The following is an 18,412-nucleotide window of genomic DNA, read 5'->3' as shown; positions in this document are numbered from 1 at the left end:
GGCATCCGGGGGGCGACCGGCGGGCAGGCCGAGCCCGTTGGGCCACCCGTGAGCAGGCCGTCCCCGACGGACAACCGGCCGCAGCCCGCCTCCTCAGATGACCGGCGGGCGGCCCAGCCGCGTCATGCGCCATACCGTGCGCCAGCGGATCGGCCGGCGCCGTCCGCACGGGGTGCGTACCCCTTCGGCGAAGCCCGCGGCCCAGGCCCGCATGCCCGCGGTCGAGCGGCTGCGGGCGGCCGTCAGCAGTGCCCAGACGCCGAGGTAGAGCGGTACCAGGAGGGCGGGGAGGTGCCGCTTGGCCAGCCAGACGCGGTTCCTGGCGACCATGCGGTGGTAGACGGCGTGCCGGGTGGGGGAGGTGTACGGGTGCTGGAGCACCAGCTCCGGGGCGTAGCGGATGCGCCAGCCGCAGTCCAGGGCCCGCCAGGCGAGGTCGGTCTCCTCGTGCGCGTAGAAGAACTCGTCGGGCCAGCCGCCGATTTCGTCCAGCATCGGGACGGACAGCGAGTGGCCGCCGCCGAGGAAGGTGGTGACGAGGCCGCCGCGTGCCGGGTCGCCGACGCGCAGGCGGGGGACGTGCCGGCGCTGGGTGCGGCCCAGCTCGTCGGCGACGCGGAAGCTCACGACCCCCAACTTCGGGTCCCGGGTGTGCAGTTCCGCCAGCCGGCTGAACACGTCGGGGCTGATCAGCAGGCCGTCGTCGTCCAGGTCGACCACCACATCGAGGTCCCCGAGCTTGCGCAGCTCGTCCAGGGCGACGTTCCGGCCGCCGGAGATGCCCAGGTTGTCGCTCAGCTCGACGCCCACGGCGCCGTGCGGCAGCGGGGGGAGCGGCGAGCCGTTTCCGATGACCACGATGTGGGCCGGCGGGAGGTCCTGCTTGGCGACCGAGTCCAGCAGCGCCTGCAGTTCGGCGGGACGGTTTCCCATGGTCAAGATGGCGACGCCTACGCGCAGATGACGCACAGAAGAAGCTCCGTTCTTGGCGGTCCTTTCGCGATGCTAGCCGCCGGGGGAGGCCGTTGCGCGCCACGGCACCTCCCCGGCGACATCCCGGCCGGCGCCCGTGGGGGAGCCGGTTTGTCCGGTGCCCCGAGTCGGCCGGGGGCGGTCGCGGGCCGGTGGTCGCCCGCCCGCCGGGACGCGGTGGCCGCGCGCTCCGGCGCGGCGCACCATGGAAGGACCAGGGGGGACGCACGGATGGCCAGGGGGGTGGATGGAGGAACCCCTGATGATGGAAGTCAAGACGGTCGACAAGCCGGATGAACGGCGCGACTTTCCCCGAGGCCACCTCGAAGCCCTGCATCTGACCGGACTGGACTTCGCCGTGGCCACCTTCGAGCCCGGCTGGCACTGGACGGAGTCGGTGGGGCCGATTGTCGGCACCGAGAGCTGCGAGGTCCACCACAACTGCTACATGGTCCAGGGCCGGATGCGGATCAAAATGAACGACGGAGCGGAGTCCGAGGTGGGGCCCGGCGACGTGTTCGTCATCCCGCCCGGTCACGACGCCTGGGTCGTGGGGGACGAGCAGGTCGTCCTGTACGACTTCGCGGGCGGCATGGCGACCGACTACGCCAAGGCCAAGGGCTGAGTGCGGCGCATGGTGCGCTTCGGGGAGGCCGCGGGGGCGAGGTCCCCGGGGCGCGCCGGAAGGGCGAGAGCGGAGGGGCGGAAGGGGGAGCAGAAGGGGCGGAAGGGGGAGAGCAGGGGGGTGCGGGGTGCCCTGGGCGCCGTGGTGGAGCCCGGTGGGCGGCGTGGGGTTCGCCACGTAGATCGCGATGTCTAGGAACGCGATCGGTGGGCAGGGGTGCGGCACGGTCCGGCGTGCGGAATACGTCACGGGTTGTGCCCGTTACCGCAGCCGGAGACCGACTGGCAATCGTCGACAGACCGGAAGCAGGGAAACACGCATGAGCACCATCGAGCTCACCAAGGACAACTTCGACGAGATCGTCTCCGGCAACGATTTCGTCCTCATCGACTTCTGGGCCGAGTGGTGCGGTCCGTGCAAGCAGTTCGGCCCCGTCTTCGAGAAGTCCTCCGAGACGCACGACGACCTGGTCTTCGCCAAGGTCGACACGGAGGCGCAGCCCGAGCTGGCCCAGGCGCTCCAGATCCAGTCCATCCCGACCGTGATGATCGTCCGCGAGAACATCGCGGTCTTCGCCCAGCCGGGCGCGCTGCCCGAGGAGGCCCTGGAGGACGTCATCGGCCAGGCCCGCGCGCTGGACATGGACGAGGTCCGGGCGTCGGTCACCGAGGCCCAGCAGAGCGAGCAGGCCCAGGCCGCCGAGCAGGGACAGCAGGCGCAGGGCTCGTGAGCGACCTCCTTCTGGTCCGGCACGGCGAGACCGAGTGGAGCCGGGACGGCAGGCACACCAGCTGGACCGACCTGCCGCTGACCGCCCACGGTGAGGAGCAGGCCCGCGCACTGCGGCCGCTGCTGTCGGACCGGAAGATCGGGCAGGTGTACGCCAGCCCGATGCGGCGGGCGCTGCGCACCGCCGAGCTGGCGGGCCTCGCCCGCCCGGAGATCGACGCCGACCTGCGGGAATGGGACTACGGCGGCTACGAGGGCATCGCCACCGCCGAGATCCACCGCGGCCGGCCCGGCTGGTACCTGTTCTCCGACGGCGTCGCCGAGGGGCCCGACGGGCATCCCGGGGAGTCGCCGGAGCAGGTCGGGGCGCGTGCCGACCGGGTGCTGGCGCGGCTCGCACCCCGGCTCGCGGCCGACGAGGGGGATGTGGCGCTGGTGGGGCACGCCCATTTCCTGCGGGTGCTGGCCGCCCGCAGGCTCGGGCTGCCGCCCGGTGCCGGGGGGTTGTTCACGTTCGAGACCGGCGCGGTCGGCGTCCTGGGGACCGAGCACGACCGCCCCGCCGTGGTCGCCTGGAACGCCCGGAGTCTGTAGCGGCGGGTGGCCGTAGGCCCGGTGGCTGTGGTGCCCCCGGGGCCTGTGGCGCCCGGAGACCCAGGGGCCCCGAGCCCCTGAGGTGACAAGTCGACAAGGGTCCGCGCGGATCCCGCCCGGTGGCGCGCCTACGGATCCATCGGATCGAGGTGCAGGGGCTGTACCTTGCCCTCGATCATGGCGCCGAGCCCCATGACGGCACAGGTGTCGGGACGGTCGGCGGTGTGCACCGGCATGGCCGTGGCCTGGTGGATCATCGGCTCCAGCCCGGGGATCAGCGCACTGCCGCCCGCCAGCACGATGCCGCGCTCCCCGAGGTCCGCCACCAGGTCCGGCGGGCAGCGCCGCAGCACGGACCCGATGCCGTCGAGGATCGCGGTCAGCGGCGTGGTGATGGCGTCCCTGACCCGTTCGGTGTCGACGTGGACGGAACGCGCCATCCCGCTGACCACGTCCCGGCCGTGCACCTCGGTGGAGCCGGGGGTCAGGCCGTCGCCGCCGGAGAGGATCATCTGCAGCGGCCGCACCGCCTGGCCCGCCAGCATCAGCTCGTGGTGCAGCCGCAGATGCTGGATCACCGCGTGGTCGATGGCGTTGCCGCCCACCGGCACGGTCTCCGCGGCCACGATCGAACCGAGCGAGAGCACCGCGACCTGCGTGGTGCCCGCGCCGCACACCACGATCATGGTGGCCTCGGGCTGCTCCACCGGCAGCCCGGAGCCCACCGCCGCGGCGACCAGGGTGTCGACCAGCTCCACCCGCCGCGCCCCCAGCCCCGTGAGCGTCTCCACGGCCGCCCGCTGGGCCAGTGGCTCGCTGCCGTAGGGGAGGCAGACCGCGGCCCGTGTCGTGGGGCGGCGCCGCCAGGTCTTGCGCAGTCGTTCGCCGACCAGGGTGCGCAGCAGCCGCTGGGCCATGTCGATGTCGACGATGGTGCCGTTGGAGACCGGACGCACCACCCGGATGTAGTCGGGGGTGCGCCCGTCCATCACCTCGGCCTGGGCGCCCACGGCCAGCAGTGCGCCGGTACGGGTGTTGATGGCGGCGACGGTCGGCTCATCGACCACCAGCCCCTGGTTCTTCACATACACCCTGGTCCGGGCCGCTCCGAGGTCGACGGCGGCCGAGCACCGCCGCAATTGGGCGAGGCTGATGGTCATGGATGATTCCTCCCCGACGGGCCGGTATGGACGAAAGCGCTCGTGCGGCCTGTTCGCAGGGACCGCTCGTGCGCCATCCTCCGGTCGGGCCCGGACGTCCGCCTGCTGGAAAGGTCCGCTCGGGGGACGGGGAAGGGGCGGTTAGGGCGAAGGGGTGATGCCGGGGTGATCGGCGGGTGCGGCGGGGGTCCGTCCGGTCAGCCGCTGGTACAGCCCCCAGGTGAACTCCGCGACGAGGTCCTCCGGCGTGCCGTCGGGGCCGGGCGCGGTGCAGGCCAGCTGCCAGCGGGTGGGGGCGCTGCCCTCCCTCGGGCGGGCCGGGGCGAAGGCGCGGGCGACCTCGTCGACCGTGCACGACCAGGGCCGCAGATCCTCGGTCGTCCGCAGGTCAGGGGCCCTGGCGCCGGGTGCCCGGACGAGCCAGGCGTTCCAGACGGCGCCCCGGGTGCCGGTGAGGACCTCGAACCGCAGATCGGGCCAGAGCGGCACCGGCCAGGTCAGGGCCTCGCAGGTCAGGTCGCCGAGGCGGCGGGCGGCGACGGTTTCGGGGGTGCCGAGCAGCGCACGATACGGCTGGACGCCGCCGCGCGCCCGCGGGGCGTGCATCCGTGCCTGCCAGCGGCGGTTGGCCTCGCGCAGGTCGGCGCGGGAGACCCGCAGGGTGCGCAGCGCGTCCTCGACCAGGCCGGGGTGGTGGTCGGCCATCCGGCGCAGCAGGACGAGCTGGAAGGCGACCGGTCCCGGCAGCCCGGACGCGGTGCCGGGGCCGGCGGGCGGATCGGTGTCAGAGGTGCCGTTCATGAGGGACATGGTCGTGGACGGCGCGGCCTTCCGCGGCGGCGGGGCGCCGGCCGTCGACGAGCGTGGCCATCCCGTCCAGCAGGCGGGCCAGCCCGAACTCGAAGAGCGAGTCCGGGGTCACCACGTCCGCGTCGGTCCCCGAGACGCCCGCGTACATGGGGTAGCTGCCGGAGGCGAGGATGCCCTCGAACACCGGCTCCATCGTGGCCATCCACTGGCCCTGGTCCATCCCGGTCTCCTGCTCGGCCTCCAGATCGTCCTCGAACCCGGCGGCGGTGGCCCGTACGAAACCCAGCAGCGTCAGCGCCATGTGAATCAGCGTCACCGGGTCCATGCCCTCGACCCGCGCCATGGTCCATTCGATCAGTGCCATCGCCCGCGGCATCGGCTGCGGCCGGGTGAGCGACAGGTACTGCGCCAGCCAGGGGTGCCGCCGGTAGAGCTCCCATTGCAGCCGCGCGCCCGCCGCCATCCGCGCGCGCCAGTCGTCCGGTGCCGGTTCGGGCAGCTCGATGTCGTGGAACGCGGCGTCCGCCATCAGCAGTACCAGCTCGTCCTTGCCGGCCACATGACGGTAGAGCGCCATCGAGGACACCCCGAACTCGGCGGCCACCCGGCGCATCGACAGTGCCCGCAGCCCCTCGGCGTCGGCGACCTTGATCCCGGCCCGTACGACGCGGTCGCGGCTGAGCCCGCTGTCCGTCTCCCGGGGGCGCCGCTCGCGCGCGGGGGTGCCGCGACCGGTCCGCCGCGGCTCGGCCACGACCGTGCCCACCCCCGGCACGGCCCGTACGTGGCCCTCCTGACGCAGCGTCGTCAGCACCTTGGTGGCGGTCGCCATCGCCACCCCCCACTCCTGGGTGATCCGCCGGGTCGAGGGCACCCGGTCGCCCGGCGCCAGCTCGCCGGTGTCGATGCGGTGCCGGATCGCGTCGACGATCCGGCGGTAGGGCGGCGGGGACGAGCGCTCCACGGGATGACCTCCGTACTAGTGCACCAGGGCGATGATGCCGAGCTGGGAGCGTAACAGTGCGCCCCTCACCAGGGGATCGCATCGAGCAGGTGCACTAGTGTGATGCACCTCTAACTCCCTTGTCTGTGCTGTTGTTTGCGCCGTAAGCGTGCACTGCTTACCGTGTCACCCATGTCGTTTACTCCGTACACCTCCGCACCGATGGCCGGCCGCCGGGAGTGGACCGCCCTGGGCGTCCTCCTGCTGCCCTGCCTGCTCGTCTCGATGGACGTCTCGGTCCTCTACTTCGCGGTGCCGTTCCTCACCGCGGAGCTGGAGCCCAGCAGCGTCCAGCAGTTGTGGATCCTCGACGTCTACGGCTTCGTCCTGGCCGGCCTGCTGATCACCATGGGCGCGCTGGGCGACCGCATCGGCCGCCGCCGACTGCTGCTGGCCGGTGCCCTCCTCTTCGGGCTGGCCTCCGGTGCCGCCGCGTACGCGCAGAGCGCCGAAATGCTCATCGCCGCAAGGGCGTTGCTCGGCATCGGCGGGGCGACCCTGATGCCGTCCACCCTCGCCCTGATCCGCAACCTCTTCCACGAGGCCAAGCAGCGCGGCAGGGCGGTCGCGATCTGGTCGGCGGCGGTGACCGGCGGTATCGCGATCGGCCCGGTGCTCAGCGGGGTGCTGCTGGAGCACTTCTGGTGGGGCTCGGTGTTCCTGCTCAACGCTCCGGCGATGGTGCTGCTGCTGGTCTGCGGGCCGCTGCTGCTCCCGGAGTTCAAGAACCCGGCGGCCGGGCGCTTCGACCTGCCCGGCTCGCTGCTGTCGCTGCTCGCCGTGCTGCCGGTGGTCTACGGGGTCAAGGAGATCGCCCGGGATGGACTGGCGGCCGTGCCGGTCCTCGCGCTGGTGGCCGGCCTGGCGGCCGCCGCGGCGTTCGTGCACCGGCAGCGCACCGCCCGCCATCCGATGCTCGACCTGGAGCTGTTCCGGCACCGCGGGTTCAGCGTCTCGGTGCTGATGAACCTGCTGGCGATGTTCGCGATCGTCGGCTGCGCGGTGTTCTTCACCCAGTACCTGCAGACCGTACGGGGCATGAGCCCCATGGAGGCGGCGCTGTGGAACCTGCTGCCGACCCTCGCGGTGGGCGGGATGGCACCGGCGGCGGCCGCCCTGGCCCAGCGGACGGACCGGGCGCATGTCATCGCCCTGGGGTGCCTCCTCGCGGCCGGCGGCTTCGTCTGGCTGTCGTGGCTGGAGCCGGGCTCGGCCCTGTGGTTCGTCCTGACCGCCTCGGCGGTCTACGCCTCGGGCCTGGTGGTGGTGATGTCGCTCGGCAATGAACTCGCCATCGGGCTCGCGCCGCCCGAGCGGGCGGGCTCCGCCTCGGCCGTGCTGGAGTCCGGCACCGAACTGGGCGGCGCGCTGGGCATGGCGGTCCTGGGGAGCATCGGCGGCGCGGTCTACCGGGGCGACATCGACGGTGCACTGCCCGCCGGTCTGCCGGCGGCCGCGGCCGACGCGGCACGGGAGACGTTGGCGGGCGCCGCCGCGGTCGCCGGTGCACTACCCGGCCGGGCGGGGGAGGCGCTGCTGACCGCGGCCCGCGCCGCGTTCACCCACGGCCTGCAGACGGCGGTACTGGTCGCCGCGGGCGTCATGGTCTGCGCCGCGGTACTGGCCCTGACGCTGCTGCGGGGCCTGCGGAGCACGGGAGTTGAGGGGGATGCGGACGGGGGAGCGGCGGACGGTGTGCCGCAGGCGGGAGCGGTGGCGTCGCCGGCTGGTGCGGCGGGCGGCGGGGTGCCTGCGGACGGTTCGCCTGTGCTCTAGAGGGGGCGCCGTGCGGTGCACGGTCACAGGGCGGCGCCACGTAGGGGCCGCCCGGCCATCCCGTCCGTCCATGCCGGGCGCTCCTCGCCCGAGGCGGCTCCCCCGTCACGGACACCGCGGAGCGCCTACGCGGACGCCTACACTGAGAAATGCCTGCACATCGGGTGAATTCGCCCTATGCGAGGGGCCTTTCCGTTGGCGGCCGGCCGCCTCGCGGGTACCCGCGCGCCCCCTCTCGGCGGGCGCGGTGAGCGGCGGCTTCGACCTGCCCCTCGGTACGTGCCGCGACAGGCTGGAGGATTCGAGATGAGCGCCTATGTGATCAACCATCTGCGCCTACCGGGCGGCGTTCCGAACGAGGAGGGCCTGGCGTACCTGGAGCAGGTGGAGGAGACCGTCAGGGCGTACGGCGGCAGGTGGCTGGCGCAGGGTGAGCCGCAGGTCGTCGAGGGGGCCTGGCCGGGGCTGGCGGTCCTGCTGGAGTTTCCGGGCATGGCCGAGGCGCGGAGCTGGTACGACTCGCCCGCCTACCGGAAGATCCTTCCGCTGCGCGTCAACAACGCCGTCAGCGACCTGATCTTCGTCGACGGTGTCGGCCCCGGCTTCACGGTGGCCGGGTTCGCACAGCAGATCCGGGCCTCGATCGCGGCCGACGCCGCCGAGGGCTGACCTCCATGACCACACCGCGGGATCCGCTGACCGTCGCCATGGACACGGCGCCCGCACGGGCCGTGGAACGGGGCGAGCTGTCCGGCGGGCCGCCTCGGCCGGTTCACTCGGGCGCGACGCCCAGCATCCGCTGCAGCAGCTCCTTCAGCAGCGTCCGCTCGGCGACCGTCAGACGGCCGAGAGGCTCGCGGGCGAAGTCGAGCGAGGTGCGCAGTGCCTCGGCCGTGCGCGCGCCGTCGTCCGTCGGGGCGGCGAGCTTGACCCGGCGGTCGGCCGGATCGGGGCGGCGCTCGACCAGGCCGCGGGACTCCAGGCGGTCCACGATGCCGGTGACGTTCGACGGCTCGCACTTCAGGCACTGGGCGATCTTGCGCATCGGCAGCGGTTCGAGGGAGAGCAGCCTGAGCACCCGGGCCTGCGCGCCGGTGAGGGAGTGCTCGGCCGCGGCGTGCTCGTACTCCTCGTAGTAGCGGGCGACGACGGTGCCGATGAGATCGACGACCTCGACGGTCAAGGAGTCTGCGCGGGGGGTCATGCAGACGAGGATACCCAATTACTTGACAACATGAAATATCGAGGAGCATGGTTGTTTCAGTACATGAAGTTTTAGGAGGATCGCGCTTATGTCCGCACTGCCCACGACCGGCCGCGAATGGCACCTCGTCACCCGCCCCCACGGCTGGCCCACCCCGGAGGACTTCGCCCTGCGCGAGGCCGCTGTGCCCGAGGTGGGCGAGGGCCAGATCCTCGTCCGCAACTCCCACTTCTCCGTCGACCCGTACATGCGCGGCCGGATGAACGACGTGAAGTCCTACGTCCCGCCCTTCCAGCTCGACCAGCCGATGGACGGCGGCGCGGTCGGTGAGGTCATCGCCTCGCGCGACGATTCGCTCGCCGTCGGCGACCACGTCCTGCACGGCCTCGGCTGGCGCGAGTACGCGGTGCTCGACGCCAAGCGCGCCGCCAAGGTGGACCCGTCGCTGGCTCCGCTCACGGCCTACCTCGGCGTGCTGGGCATGCCGGGCCTGACCGCCTACGCGGGCCTGCTGGAGGTCGCGTCCTTCAAGGAGGGCGACGCCGTCTTCGTGTCCGGCGCGGCCGGCGCGGTGGGCAGCGAGGTCGGCCAGATCGCCAAGCTGAAGGGCGCCTCCCGCGTCATCGGCTCGGCCGGCTCCGACGAGAAGGTCAAGCTCCTGGTCGAGGAGTACGGCTTCGACGCCGCCTTCAACTACAAGAACGGCGATGTCGCCAAGCAGCTCAAGGAGGCCGCGCCGGAGGGCATCGACGTCTACTTCGACAACGTCGGCGGCGACCACCTCGAAGCGGCCATCAGCTCCCTCAACGTCCATGGCCGTGCCGCCATCTGCGGCATGATCTCGATGTACAACGCCACCGAGCCGAGCCCCGCCCCGCGCAACCTCGCGATGGTGATCGGCAAGCGGCTGCGCCTGCAGGGCCTGCTGGTCAGCGACCACGCCGCGCTGCAGTCGCAGTTCGTCGAGGAGGTCTCCGCCTGGATACGCTCCGGCGAACTCAAGTACAGCGAGACCAAGGTGGCCGGCATCGAGAACGGTGTCGAGGCCTTCCTGGGCCTGCTGCGCGGCGAGAACACCGGCAAGATGATCGTGAGCCTCGCGGGCTGACGGGGGCTCGGCGGGCCGGCGACTGCGCCGGAGCCGGCGGCTGCCCGGCCGGTCGTCCCGCGTACCGGCGACGGCCGGGCCGGCCGACGGTGGGTCCCGCCGGGGCGGTGCCCGGCTCCTGAGGGAGGCGGTGCTCCTCGTGGGCCGGTGTCCCTCATGGGTCGCCTCCTGGCGGGCCGGTGCTCCTGGCGGGGTCGGTGCTCCTGGCGGGTCGGCGCGGTGCTCCTGTCCGCGGGGGCGCCCCGGGGGAGCACCCTCCGCGGGTCGGGGAAGGGTGTGCCGCCCTCGGGGGCTTGCGTGCGCGGGGAAGCGTGTGCCGCCCTCGCGGGCTTGCGTGCGACCGTTAGGCTCGGCGGCAAGCCGTCGCGATCCGTGGGCGCGAGTCGCGGCGAACCACAGGAGGATTTGGTATGTCCATCCAGTCCGTCGACGTCGTCTACACCGCCGTCGCCACCGCTGAGAACGGCCGTGACGGCCGCGTCGCCAGCGATGACGGCAAGCTCGACGTGATCGTCAACCCGCCCAAGGAGCAGGGCGGAAGCGGCGCCGGCACCAACCCCGAGCAGCTCTTCGCGGCCGGCTACAGCGCCTGCTTCCAGGGCGCGCTCGGCGTCGTCGCCCGCCGGGAGAACGCCGATGTCTCGGGCTCCCGGGTGACCGCCAAGGTCGGCATCGGCAAGGCCGCGGACGGCGGCTTCGGCCTCACGGTCGAGATCTCCGCCGCGATCCCCAACGTCGACGCGGCCACCGCCCAGGACCTCGTGGAGAAGGCACACCAGGTGTGCCCCTACTCCCGCGCGACCCGCGGCAACATCGAGGTCACGCTGACCGTCGCCTGACCCTCCGCGCCACCGGCGCTTCTCCACAGGGGCCGCATCCCATGACGGGGTGCGGCCCTTTGGTGTCCGCGGCGGGTGCGCGCCTTGGCGTCCGGGGCGGGCGGCCCCGGTCCTCGGCTCGCCCCTCCGGGGTTCCCCCTCCGGGCTTCCGGCCTCCGGGCCTCCGGGCTTCCGGGTCCCCGGGTCCCGGCCTCCGGGGTTCCGGGCCCCGGCCCCCGGCCTCCGGGCCCCGGCCCCCGGCCTCCGGGCCCCGGCTCCCGACGTCCGCGGCGAAGCGCTGGGGCAACGCTCCGGGTGCCGGGTGCCGGGTGCCGGGTGCCGGGTGCCGGGTGCCGGGTGCCGGGGTCCTGGCGCCCAGGTCTGGGCCGTGTTGCCGGGACCGCGCTCCGGCCCCGGGCTTCGCGTCCGGGTGGCGTCAACTCGCGCTATTCTTACGGGGCTTCACCGCGTTCCTCCCCACAGCTCCGCCGGCGACCGGTCGGCGGGGGCCCTGGTCTCCGGGGCCTGTCCGGAGGAGCGAGGAGGAGCGATGGACGATCAGGACACGGAGCAGGAGAGCACCCGGTGGGCGCCGTCTGACAGATGGCAGGTCGTCATCGGGGTGCTGGGTCTGCTGGTGGCGATCGTCGCGTGTGTGGGGCAGTTCGCCCGGTAAGTGCAGGGTCGGGCCCCGCTGGGTCCGGACACGGCCGGAGCCCGCCGACGAGCGGGACGGTCAACGGGGGAGTGCCCGGGCTCGGATGGTCCCCGGCTCGGAGTGTCCCGCACAGCGACGGCCCCAAGTAGCGAACACTCCGTCCTGCGGCGGCGCGCGCAGGCCCCGCGCCTGAACACCCCGAGCCCCGGCCGGCCCGTGCCTCTGCGCCCTTCGGCCCCGCGACCCTCGGCACCCGCGCCCCCGCAACCCTCGGCGCACCCGCGTCCCTCCCGCCTCCGCGACCCTCGGCGCACCCGCGTCCCTCCCGCCTCCGCGACCCTCGGCGCGCCCGCGTCCCTCCCGCCCCTCGGCCCCCGCGCACCCGCGTCTCCGCATCCCTCGGCACACCCGCGCCCCTCCCGCCTTGGTTGCCTGCACCATGGATGTGACGCAGGCAACATTCACCTCGTCTTGACGTGCCACCCGTGTAATCGATTTCGTAGCCCCCACGCATTGCTCAGGAAATCGATTACATGTCGATCATGCGCACCCTCTCCCCGAACCGGGAGCGGGTGCCCGGACAGGATGGCAACGGCGCCATGGCGAACATCAAAGATGTGGCAGAACGGGCAGGGGTCTCCGTCGCCACGGTCTCCCGGGTTCTCAACGGGCACAGCCCCGTCGCGGAGACCCGTGAGCGGGTGCTCGCCGCCGTGCAGGAGCTGGGCTACCGCCCCAACAACGTCGCCCGCGCGCTGCGCACCGCACGGACCGGCGCGCTCGGCCTGATCATCAGCGACCTCACCAACCCCTTCTTCACCGAGCTGGCCGACGCCGTCGAGGACGAGGCCCGCAGCCTCGGCTACAGCCTGGTCATCGGCAACGCCGGCGAGCGCCCCGCCCAGCAGGACGACTACATCCGCACCCTGCTCGACCGCCGGATCGACGGCCTGCTGGTCAGCTCGGCCGGCACCGGTTCGGCGATGCTCCGCGAGGTCGTCGCCTCGGGCACCCCGCTGGTCCTGCTGGACCGCTCCGTGCCCGGCATCGACGCCCCCTGCGTACGTGCCGACGGCCGTGCCGCGCTCACCGAACTCGCCGCCCACCTCGCCGCCCTCGGCCGCCGCCGCCCGGCGATCATCGTCGCCCCGGCCGGCACCCCCACCGGCGACGAGCGCCTCGCCCTGTTCCGTGCGGCGCTGGCCGACCACGGCATCGCGCTGCCCGACGAGCGGGTCGGCGCCACCCCCGACCTCCAGCACACCGGCGGCCGGCAGGTGATGAGTGCCTTCCTCGACCTCGCCGAGCCGCCGGACGCGGTGCTGGCCACCGACAACCTGATGGCGCTGGGCGCGATGGACGAACTCCGCGCCCGCGGGCTGCGGGTCCCCGACGACGTGGCGCTGGTGGTCTACGACGACGTGCCGTGGTTCACCCACACCGATCCGCCGCTGACCGCCATCGCCCAGCCCACCCGCGAACTGGGCCGGGCCGCCGTCCACGCCCTGCTGGCGCGGATCGAGCGGCGGCCCGTCGAGTCGGTGCTGCTGCCGGCCCGGCTGGTCGCCCGCCGCTCCTGCGGCGAGCCGCCCACCCCCTGAGCAGGCCCGCCCGGCGCCCGGGACCGGCACGACGGTCCCGGCTCCCCCGGCCGGGCGGGCCACCCGAGCAGGCCTTCACGGGCCACCCGAGCAGGCCTTCACGGGCCACCCGGGCAAGTCACCGCACAAGCCATCCGAGGAAGAGAGGGGCAGCGCATGACCGGCGTCAACGACGACGAACCGGGCGGCCGCGAACTGCTGCGCGTGGAGGGGGTGACGAAGTCGTTCCCGGGCGTCCGCGCGCTGGACGGCGTGGACCTGACCCTGCGCACCGGTGAGGTGCACGTCCTGCTCGGCGAGAACGGTGCGGGCAAGAGCACCCTCATCAAGATGCTCTCCGGCGCCCACCGCCCCGACGAGGGCCGCATCCTCGTGGACGGCGACGAGGTCACCATCCGCTCGGCGCAGGACGCCGAGCGGCACGGCATCGCCACCATCTACCAGGAGTTCAACCTCGTCCCCGGGCTGACCGTCGCCGAGAACATCTTCCTGGGCCGCCAGCCGCGCACCGCGCTCGGCCTGGTCGACCGCAAGGCGATGCGGGCCCGGGCCGCCGAGCTGCTCCGGCGGGTTCGGCTCGACGTCTCCCCGAACACCCCGGTCGCCGAACTGGGCATCGCCCGCCTCCAGATGGTCGAGATCGCCAAGGCGCTGAGCCTGGAGGCGCGCGTTCTGATCATGGACGAGCCGACCGCGGTCCTCACCTCGGAGGAGGTCGAGACCCTCTTCGGGATCGTCCGCGAGCTGCGCGGGACCGGCGTCGGCGTCATCTTCATCACCCACCACCTGGAGGAGATCGGCGCACTCGGCGACCGGGTCACCGTCCTGCGCGACGGCCGCTCCGTCGCCCAGGTGCCGGCCTCGACGGACGAGGACGAGCTGATCCGTCTCATGGTGGGCCGGGACATCGCCGAGCAGTACCCGCGCCGGCGTCCCGGGACGCCGGGCGAGCCCCTGCTGCGCGTCCGCGGCCTGACCCGCAACGGCTCGGTGGCCGGGCCGGTCTTCGAGGGCATCGACTTCGAGGTGCGGGCCGGCGAGGTCGTGGGTCTCGCGGGGCTGGTCGGCGCGGGCCGCACCGAGGTGGTCCGGGCGGTCTTCGGCGTGGACCGCTACGACGCCGGCACGGTCGAGGTCGACGGCAAGGAGCTGGCCCGCGGCGATGTCCGCGCCGCCATGCGCGCCGGGCTTGGCCTCGTACCGGAGGACCGCAAGGGCCAGGGCCTGGTCATGGACGCCTCCCTCCAGGACAACCTGACCCTCGCCCGCCTCGACCGCGACACCCGCGGCGGGCTGGTGGACCGGGGCGCGCAGCGGCGCGAAGCGGCCGCCGTCGCCGGGCAGTTGAAGGTCCGGATGAGCGGGCTGGGGCAGAGCGCCCGCACCCTCTCCGGCGGCAACCAGCAGAAGATCGTCATCGGCAAATGGCTGCTGGCGGACACCAGGCTGCTGATCCTCGACGAGCCGACGCGCGGGATCGACGTCGGGGCCAAGGTCGAGATCTACCAGCTCATCAACGAACTGACCGCGTCCGGCCGCGCGGTGCTGATGATCTCCAGCGATCTGCCCGAGGTGCTCGGCATGAGCGACCGGGTGCTGGTGATGTCGCAGGGCCGGCTGGCCGGAGAGCTGTCGGCCGACGAGGCCACCCAGGACGCCGTGATGGAGCTGGCGCTCCAGTCCCCGAAGCACAACGACGAGAGCGCGATGGAGGGCTCCGATGTCCACTGAGGTGAAGACGGGAGCCGCCGCCGAGGCGGTGGGGCGGGCACCGGACCGCGACGGCGCGGGAGCCTGGCTGTCCCGGGCGGTGCTCAGGAACGGCCCGCTCGGCGGACTGATCGCCCTGGTCGTGGTGATGGCGGTGCTGTCCAGGGACTTCCTCAACGGCCAGAACCTCCTCAACGTCGGCGTCCAGGCGTCGGTCACCGCGATCCTCGCCTTCGGCGTCACCTTCGTGATCGTCTCGGCCGGGATCGACCTGTCCGTCGGCTCGGTCGCCGGTCTCGCCGCCACCGTCGTCGCCTGGGCGGCGACCAACGAGGGCCTGCCCGTCTGGATGGCGGTACTGCTCGGCCTGGCGGTCGGCGCGGGGGCCGGTCTGGTCTCCGGCGCCCTGGTCGCCTACGGCAAACTGCCCGCCTTCATCGCCACGCTGGCGATGCTCTCGGTCGGCCGCGGTCTGGCCCTGGTCATCTCCGGCGGCTCGCCGATCGCCTTCCCCTCTTCGGTCGGCGCGCTCGGTGACACCCTCGGCGGCTGGCTGCCGGTGCCCGTCCTCGTCATGATCGCCATGGGGCTGATCGCCGCGCTCGTCCTGGCCCGCACCTACTCCGGCCGGGCGATGTTCGCGATCGGCGGCAACGAGGAGGCGGCCCGGCTCTCCGGCATCCACGTCAAGCGCCGCAAGCTCGTCATCTACGCGCTGTCCGGGCTGTTCGCCGCGGTCGCCGGCATCGTGCTCGCCGCCCGGCTCACCTCCGCCCAGCCGCAGGCCGCCACCGGCTACGAGCTGGACGCGATCGCTGCCGTCGTCATCGGCGGGGCCAGCCTCTCCGGCGGCTCCGGCAAGGCCTCCGGCACCCTCATCGGCGCGCTGATCCTCGCCGTCCTGCGCAACGGCCTCAACCTGCTGAGCGTGTCGGCGTTCTGGCAGCAGGTGGCCACCGGACTGGTCATCGCGCTCGCCGTGCTGCTGGACACGCTGCGCCGCCGGAGCGCGCGATGAACGCCCGGCGGACCGAGGCGAGGAGCGCCCGGACGACCGCGCGCAGGGCAGCGCGGCTGCGGATGCCGCTGGCGGCCGGGCTGGCCGCGACCGCCGCCCTGGGGCTGGCCGGCTGCGACCGCGGGGGCAACACCGACCTGGGGCTGGCGCTGTCGACGATGAACAACCCGTTCTTCGTCGGCATCAAGAAGGGCGCCCAGGCCGAGGCGGACGCCCGCCATCTGCACCTCAACATCACCGACGCCCAGAACGACCCGACCCAGCAGATCAACCAGATGGAGACGTTCACCAGCCAGAACGTCAAGGCGGCCATCATCAACCCGGTCGACTCCGACGCCGCCGTCCCGGCCGTCGGCGTCGCCAACCGGGCGAAGGTGCCGGTGATCTCCATCGACCGCGGGGTCAACGGCGGCAAGGTCGGCTCGACCATCGCCTCCGACAACGTCGCGGGCGGCCGGCTCGCCGCGAAGACGCTGGCCGCATCGCTCGGCGGCAAGGGCAAGGTGGCCTTCCTGGAGGGCCAGGCCGGCACCTCCGCGGCCCGCGAGCGCGGCAAGGGCTTCGAGGAGGGCATCAAGAAGTACCCCGGCATCCAGGTCGTCGCCCGGCAGCCCGCGGACTTCGACCGCACCAAGGGCATGGACGTGATGTCCAACATGCTGCAGGCGCACCGCGACATCGGCGGGGTGTTCGCCGCCAACGACGAGATGGCGCTGGGCGCGTCCAAGGCGCTGGGCGGCCGCTCCGGCAAGGACGTGAAGGTGGTGGCGTTCGACGGCACCCCGGACGGCGTCACGGCGGTCCGCAACGGCACACTGACCGCCACCGTCGCCCAGCAGCCGGAACTCCTCGGCAAGCAGGCCGTGGAGTGGGCGCTGAAGGCCTCCCGCGGTGAGAAGCTGCCGCAGTCGGTCAGGGTGCCGGTGGTGCTGGTGACGGCGAAGAACGCCGCGAAGTTCGACGGCTGAGAGTGCGGCCCGGCGGTCCGCCGGGCCACGACAGAGGAGAGAAGTGGAAGAGCGGCGGATGTACGACGTCCTGGTGGTCGGGTCGGCCAACGCGGATCTGACGGTGCGGGTCGCCCGGCGGCCCGGCGCGGGCGAGACCGTGACCGGCACCGACCTGGTCGAGTCGGCCGGCGGCAAGGGCGCGAACCAGGCGGCCGCGGCGGCCCGGATCGGCGGGCGCACCGCGCTGCTGGCGCGGGTCGGCGGCGACGCATACGGCGAACTGCTGCTCGGCGCCCAGCGCGACGCGGGCACCGACGTCACCCCGGTGATCGTGGACGACACGGCCCGCACCGGCACCGCGATGATCATCGTCGACCCGGACGGCGACAACAGCATCGTGGTCTCGCCCGGCGCCAACGCCGCCCTCACCCCGCAGGACGTCGCGGCGGCCGAGGACACCATCGCCGCCGCCTCGGTGGTCTCCCTCCAGCTGGAGATCCCCATGGAGTCCGTACGGGCCGCCGCCACGGCCGCCGAGCAGGCCGGCACCCGCGTCGTCCTCAACCCCTCCCCGGCCCCCGAGGCGGCCGCGCTGGCGCCCGGACTCCTCGCGGCGGCCGACCCGTTGGTGGTCAACGAGCACGAGGCGCGGCAGCTCTCCGGGCTCACCGACGGCACGCCCGCCGCCTGGGCGCAGGCGCTGCGCGACCGGGGCGCCCGCTCCGTCGTGGTCACCCTCGGCGGCGACGGCGCGCTGGTCCTGGACGACGGCGGTGCCGCCGAGGTCCCGGGCGTACGCGTCAAGGCCGTGGACACCACCGGCGCCGGCGACGCCTTCACGGGCGCCCTCGCCACCCGCCTGGCCCGCGGCGACTCGCTGCCCGAGGCGGCACGCTTCGCCGTACGGGTGGGCGCCGCGGCCGTCACCAAGCCGGGGGCCCAGCCGTCCTACCCGACCCGGGCCGAGCTGGAGGTCCTGGCGCCCGAGCTGCCGCGGGACTGAGGCCCGGCCGGTGACGGCCCGCAGGTCCCGGCGCGGCGGCGGGCCGGGACCTGGGGGACGATCCGTGCTTACTGCCGGTTTATGGGTCCTTTGGGCAGGATGGGTGCTGTGGGGCAACTGTCGTGTGCCTTACGGGATCTGAGGAAGGACCAGCAGTGCACCCACCCGCCGTCCCGGTATCCGTCGCCGTGCCCGCGTCACCGGGCCCGCGGGGCTGACCGCCGTGGCCCCCTCGTTGCCGCCCGCCGCGCCGGCCGCACCGCCGCAGCCCGCCGGGAGCCTTCCGCCGCACCCCCGCCCGGCACCGTGGCTGCGTCCGACCATCCGGATACGGCTCGCGCTGCTGTACGGCGGCATGTTCCTGATGGCCGGGATCGTGCTGCTGACGCTCATCTACCTGCTGGCGGCCAGGACCCTCAAGGAGGGCACCCCGGAGTTCCGGGTGTTCGGCAGCAACGTCCGGCTGAGCAACCTCAGTTGTCCCGGCCTGCCCTCCGCGGGCACCGCCGACGAGATCAACGCCGCGATCGGCCACTGCATCCGCAACCAGCGTGCGCTGGCCCTGCACACCTTCCTCGACCGTTCGTTGCTGGCGTTGCTGGGTTTGACGGTGGTGGCGTTCGCGTTCGGTTATGCGATGGCGGGGCGGGTGTTGTCGCCGTTGGGTCGTATT

General features: G+C 73.3%; 16 protein-coding genes and 3 pseudogenes. 14 read left to right on the top strand and 5 right to left on the bottom strand.

Going from position 1 to position 18,412, the window contains the following annotated elements; all coding sequences use genetic code 11:
* Positions 1 to 93: 93 nt before the first annotated feature.
* Positions 94 to 969 (bottom strand): glycosyltransferase family 2 protein, encoded by an 876-nt coding sequence (locus tag AB0411_RS28170; RefSeq protein ID WP_366420087.1) that lies wholly within the window; start codon positions 967 to 969, stop codon positions 94 to 96.
* A gap of 265 nt (positions 970 to 1,234) precedes the next feature.
* On the opposite strand from AB0411_RS28170, the gene AB0411_RS28165 reads away from it, so the two are divergent.
* The 3 genes from AB0411_RS28165 to AB0411_RS28155 all read left to right on the top strand — a co-directional run bounded on the left by AB0411_RS28165 (position 1,235) and on the right by AB0411_RS28155 (position 2,920).
* Positions 1,235 to 1,597, top strand: coding sequence for a cupin domain-containing protein (locus AB0411_RS28165; RefSeq protein WP_366420086.1), 363 nt, complete (start codon positions 1,235 to 1,237; stop codon positions 1,595 to 1,597).
* Positions 1,598 to 1,916: 319 nt separating this feature from the next.
* On the top strand, positions 1,917 to 2,327 hold the full coding sequence (trxA, locus tag AB0411_RS28160; RefSeq protein WP_366420085.1) for a thioredoxin: 411 nt from the start codon (positions 1,917 to 1,919) through the stop codon (positions 2,325 to 2,327).
* A complete protein-coding gene (locus tag AB0411_RS28155; RefSeq protein WP_366420084.1) occupies positions 2,324 to 2,920 on the top strand; it encodes a histidine phosphatase family protein in 597 nt (198 codons plus the stop codon). The genes trxA and AB0411_RS28155 overlap by 4 nt, the downstream gene beginning before the upstream one ends.
* 128 nt (positions 2,921 to 3,048) lie before the next feature.
* On the opposite strand, the gene AB0411_RS28150 is transcribed toward AB0411_RS28155, so the two are convergent.
* From AB0411_RS28150 to AB0411_RS28140, 3 genes are all read right to left on the bottom strand, one after another.
* Positions 3,049 to 4,080: a rod shape-determining protein gene (locus AB0411_RS28150; protein ID WP_366420083.1), complete on the bottom strand. Its 1,032-nt coding sequence runs from the start codon at positions 4,078 to 4,080 to the stop codon at positions 3,049 to 3,051.
* 141 nt (positions 4,081 to 4,221) lie between these two features.
* On the bottom strand, positions 4,222 to 4,881 hold the full coding sequence (locus AB0411_RS28145; protein WP_366420082.1) for a hypothetical protein: 660 nt from the start codon (positions 4,879 to 4,881) through the stop codon (positions 4,222 to 4,224).
* Positions 4,865 to 5,854, bottom strand: coding sequence for a TetR/AcrR family transcriptional regulator C-terminal domain-containing protein (locus AB0411_RS28140; protein ID WP_366420081.1), 990 nt, complete (start codon positions 5,852 to 5,854; stop codon positions 4,865 to 4,867). The genes AB0411_RS28145 and AB0411_RS28140 overlap by 17 nt, the downstream gene beginning before the upstream one ends.
* 171 nt (positions 5,855 to 6,025) lie before the next feature.
* Between AB0411_RS28140 and AB0411_RS28135 the strand changes: the two genes are divergently transcribed.
* Both AB0411_RS28135 and AB0411_RS28130 read left to right on the top strand, forming a co-directional pair.
* Positions 6,026 to 7,669 (top strand): MFS transporter, encoded by a 1,644-nt coding sequence (locus AB0411_RS28135; RefSeq protein WP_366420080.1) that lies wholly within the window; start codon positions 6,026 to 6,028, stop codon positions 7,667 to 7,669.
* Positions 7,670 to 7,975: 306 nt separating this feature from the next.
* Entirely contained in the window at positions 7,976 to 8,338 is a 363-nt protein-coding gene (locus tag AB0411_RS28130; protein ID WP_366420079.1) for a DUF1330 domain-containing protein, read from the top strand.
* Positions 8,339 to 8,441: 103 nt separating this feature from the next.
* Here AB0411_RS28130 and AB0411_RS28125 read toward each other — a convergent pair whose 3' ends face one another.
* On the bottom strand, positions 8,442 to 8,873 hold the full coding sequence (locus tag AB0411_RS28125; RefSeq protein ID WP_366420078.1) for a MarR family winged helix-turn-helix transcriptional regulator: 432 nt from the start codon (positions 8,871 to 8,873) through the stop codon (positions 8,442 to 8,444).
* 88 nt (positions 8,874 to 8,961) lie between these two features.
* Between AB0411_RS28125 and AB0411_RS28120 the strand changes: the two genes are divergently transcribed.
* From AB0411_RS28120 to AB0411_RS28085, 9 genes and pseudogenes are all read left to right on the top strand, one after another.
* The gene (locus AB0411_RS28120) at positions 8,962 to 9,981 is read left to right on the top strand and encodes an NADP-dependent oxidoreductase (protein ID WP_366420077.1); all 1,020 of its coding nucleotides are present in this window, start codon (positions 8,962 to 8,964) and stop codon (positions 9,979 to 9,981) included.
* A gap of 410 nt (positions 9,982 to 10,391) precedes the next feature.
* Positions 10,392 to 10,820 (top strand): organic hydroperoxide resistance protein, encoded by a 429-nt coding sequence (locus AB0411_RS28115; protein ID WP_366420076.1) that lies wholly within the window; start codon positions 10,392 to 10,394, stop codon positions 10,818 to 10,820.
* 529 nt (positions 10,821 to 11,349) lie between these two features.
* On the top strand, positions 11,350 to 11,475 hold the full coding sequence (locus tag AB0411_RS28110; protein WP_366420075.1) for a hypothetical protein: 126 nt from the start codon (positions 11,350 to 11,352) through the stop codon (positions 11,473 to 11,475).
* Positions 11,476 to 12,056: 581 nt separating this feature from the next.
* A complete protein-coding gene (locus AB0411_RS28105) occupies positions 12,057 to 13,058 on the top strand; it encodes a LacI family DNA-binding transcriptional regulator (protein WP_366420168.1) in 1,002 nt (333 codons plus the stop codon).
* Positions 13,059 to 13,214: 156 nt separating this feature from the next.
* Positions 13,215 to 14,789, top strand: a complete 1,575-nt coding sequence (locus tag AB0411_RS28100) for a sugar ABC transporter ATP-binding protein (protein WP_366420074.1) — start codon at positions 13,215 to 13,217, stop codon at positions 14,787 to 14,789.
* Positions 14,790 to 14,817: 28 nt separating this feature from the next.
* Positions 14,818 to 15,783: pseudogene (locus AB0411_RS38170) on the top strand (ABC transporter permease); the annotation flags it as partial.
* A 143-nt stretch (positions 15,784 to 15,926) separates the two neighbouring features.
* Positions 15,927 to 16,754 (top strand): annotated as a pseudogene (locus tag AB0411_RS38165) (D-ribose ABC transporter substrate-binding protein); the annotation flags it as partial.
* 58 nt (positions 16,755 to 16,812) lie between these two features.
* The gene (locus AB0411_RS28090) at positions 16,813 to 17,739 is read left to right on the top strand and encodes a ribokinase (RefSeq protein ID WP_366420167.1); all 927 of its coding nucleotides are present in this window, start codon (positions 16,813 to 16,815) and stop codon (positions 17,737 to 17,739) included.
* 223 nt (positions 17,740 to 17,962) lie between these two features.
* Positions 17,963 to 18,412 (top strand): annotated as a pseudogene (locus AB0411_RS28085) (two-component sensor histidine kinase); the annotation flags it as partial.

This window comes from Streptomyces angustmyceticus (assembly GCF_040701845.1).
GTDB lineage: Bacteria > Actinomycetota > Actinomycetes > Streptomycetales > Streptomycetaceae > Streptomyces > Streptomyces angustmyceticus_A.
Note: the sequence above shows the minus strand (reverse complement) of the source record. Positions and strands in the feature narration are given on the sequence as shown.

Bases quoted from the DNA above. Each gene is read 5' to 3' on its own strand.
- AB0411_RS28150 (WP_366420083.1), bottom strand. From the start codon at position 4,080: ATGACCATCAGCCTCGCCCAATTGCGGCGGTGCTCGGCCGCCGTCGAC.
- AB0411_RS28115 (WP_366420076.1), top strand. From the start codon at position 10,392: ATGTCCATCCAGTCCGTCGACGTCGTCTACACCGCCGTCGCCACCGCT.
- AB0411_RS28125 (WP_366420078.1), bottom strand. From the start codon at position 8,873: ATGACCCCCCGCGCAGACTCCTTGACCGTCGAGGTCGTCGATCTCATC.
- AB0411_RS28120 (WP_366420077.1), top strand. From the start codon at position 8,962: ATGTCCGCACTGCCCACGACCGGCCGCGAATGGCACCTCGTCACCCGC.
- AB0411_RS28105 (WP_366420168.1), top strand. From the start codon at position 12,057: ATGGCGAACATCAAAGATGTGGCAGAACGGGCAGGGGTCTCCGTCGCC.
- AB0411_RS28165 (WP_366420086.1), top strand. From the start codon at position 1,235: ATGATGGAAGTCAAGACGGTCGACAAGCCGGATGAACGGCGCGACTTT.
- AB0411_RS28100 (WP_366420074.1), top strand. From the start codon at position 13,215: ATGACCGGCGTCAACGACGACGAACCGGGCGGCCGCGAACTGCTGCGC.
- AB0411_RS28110 (WP_366420075.1), top strand. From the start codon at position 11,350: ATGGACGATCAGGACACGGAGCAGGAGAGCACCCGGTGGGCGCCGTCT.
- AB0411_RS28090 (WP_366420167.1), top strand. From the start codon at position 16,813: ATGTACGACGTCCTGGTGGTCGGGTCGGCCAACGCGGATCTGACGGTG.
- AB0411_RS28130 (WP_366420079.1), top strand. From the start codon at position 7,976: ATGAGCGCCTATGTGATCAACCATCTGCGCCTACCGGGCGGCGTTCCG.
- AB0411_RS28135 (WP_366420080.1), top strand. From the start codon at position 6,026: ATGTCGTTTACTCCGTACACCTCCGCACCGATGGCCGGCCGCCGGGAG.
- AB0411_RS28145 (WP_366420082.1), bottom strand. From the start codon at position 4,881: ATGAACGGCACCTCTGACACCGATCCGCCCGCCGGCCCCGGCACCGCG.
- trxA (WP_366420085.1), top strand. From the start codon at position 1,917: ATGAGCACCATCGAGCTCACCAAGGACAACTTCGACGAGATCGTCTCC.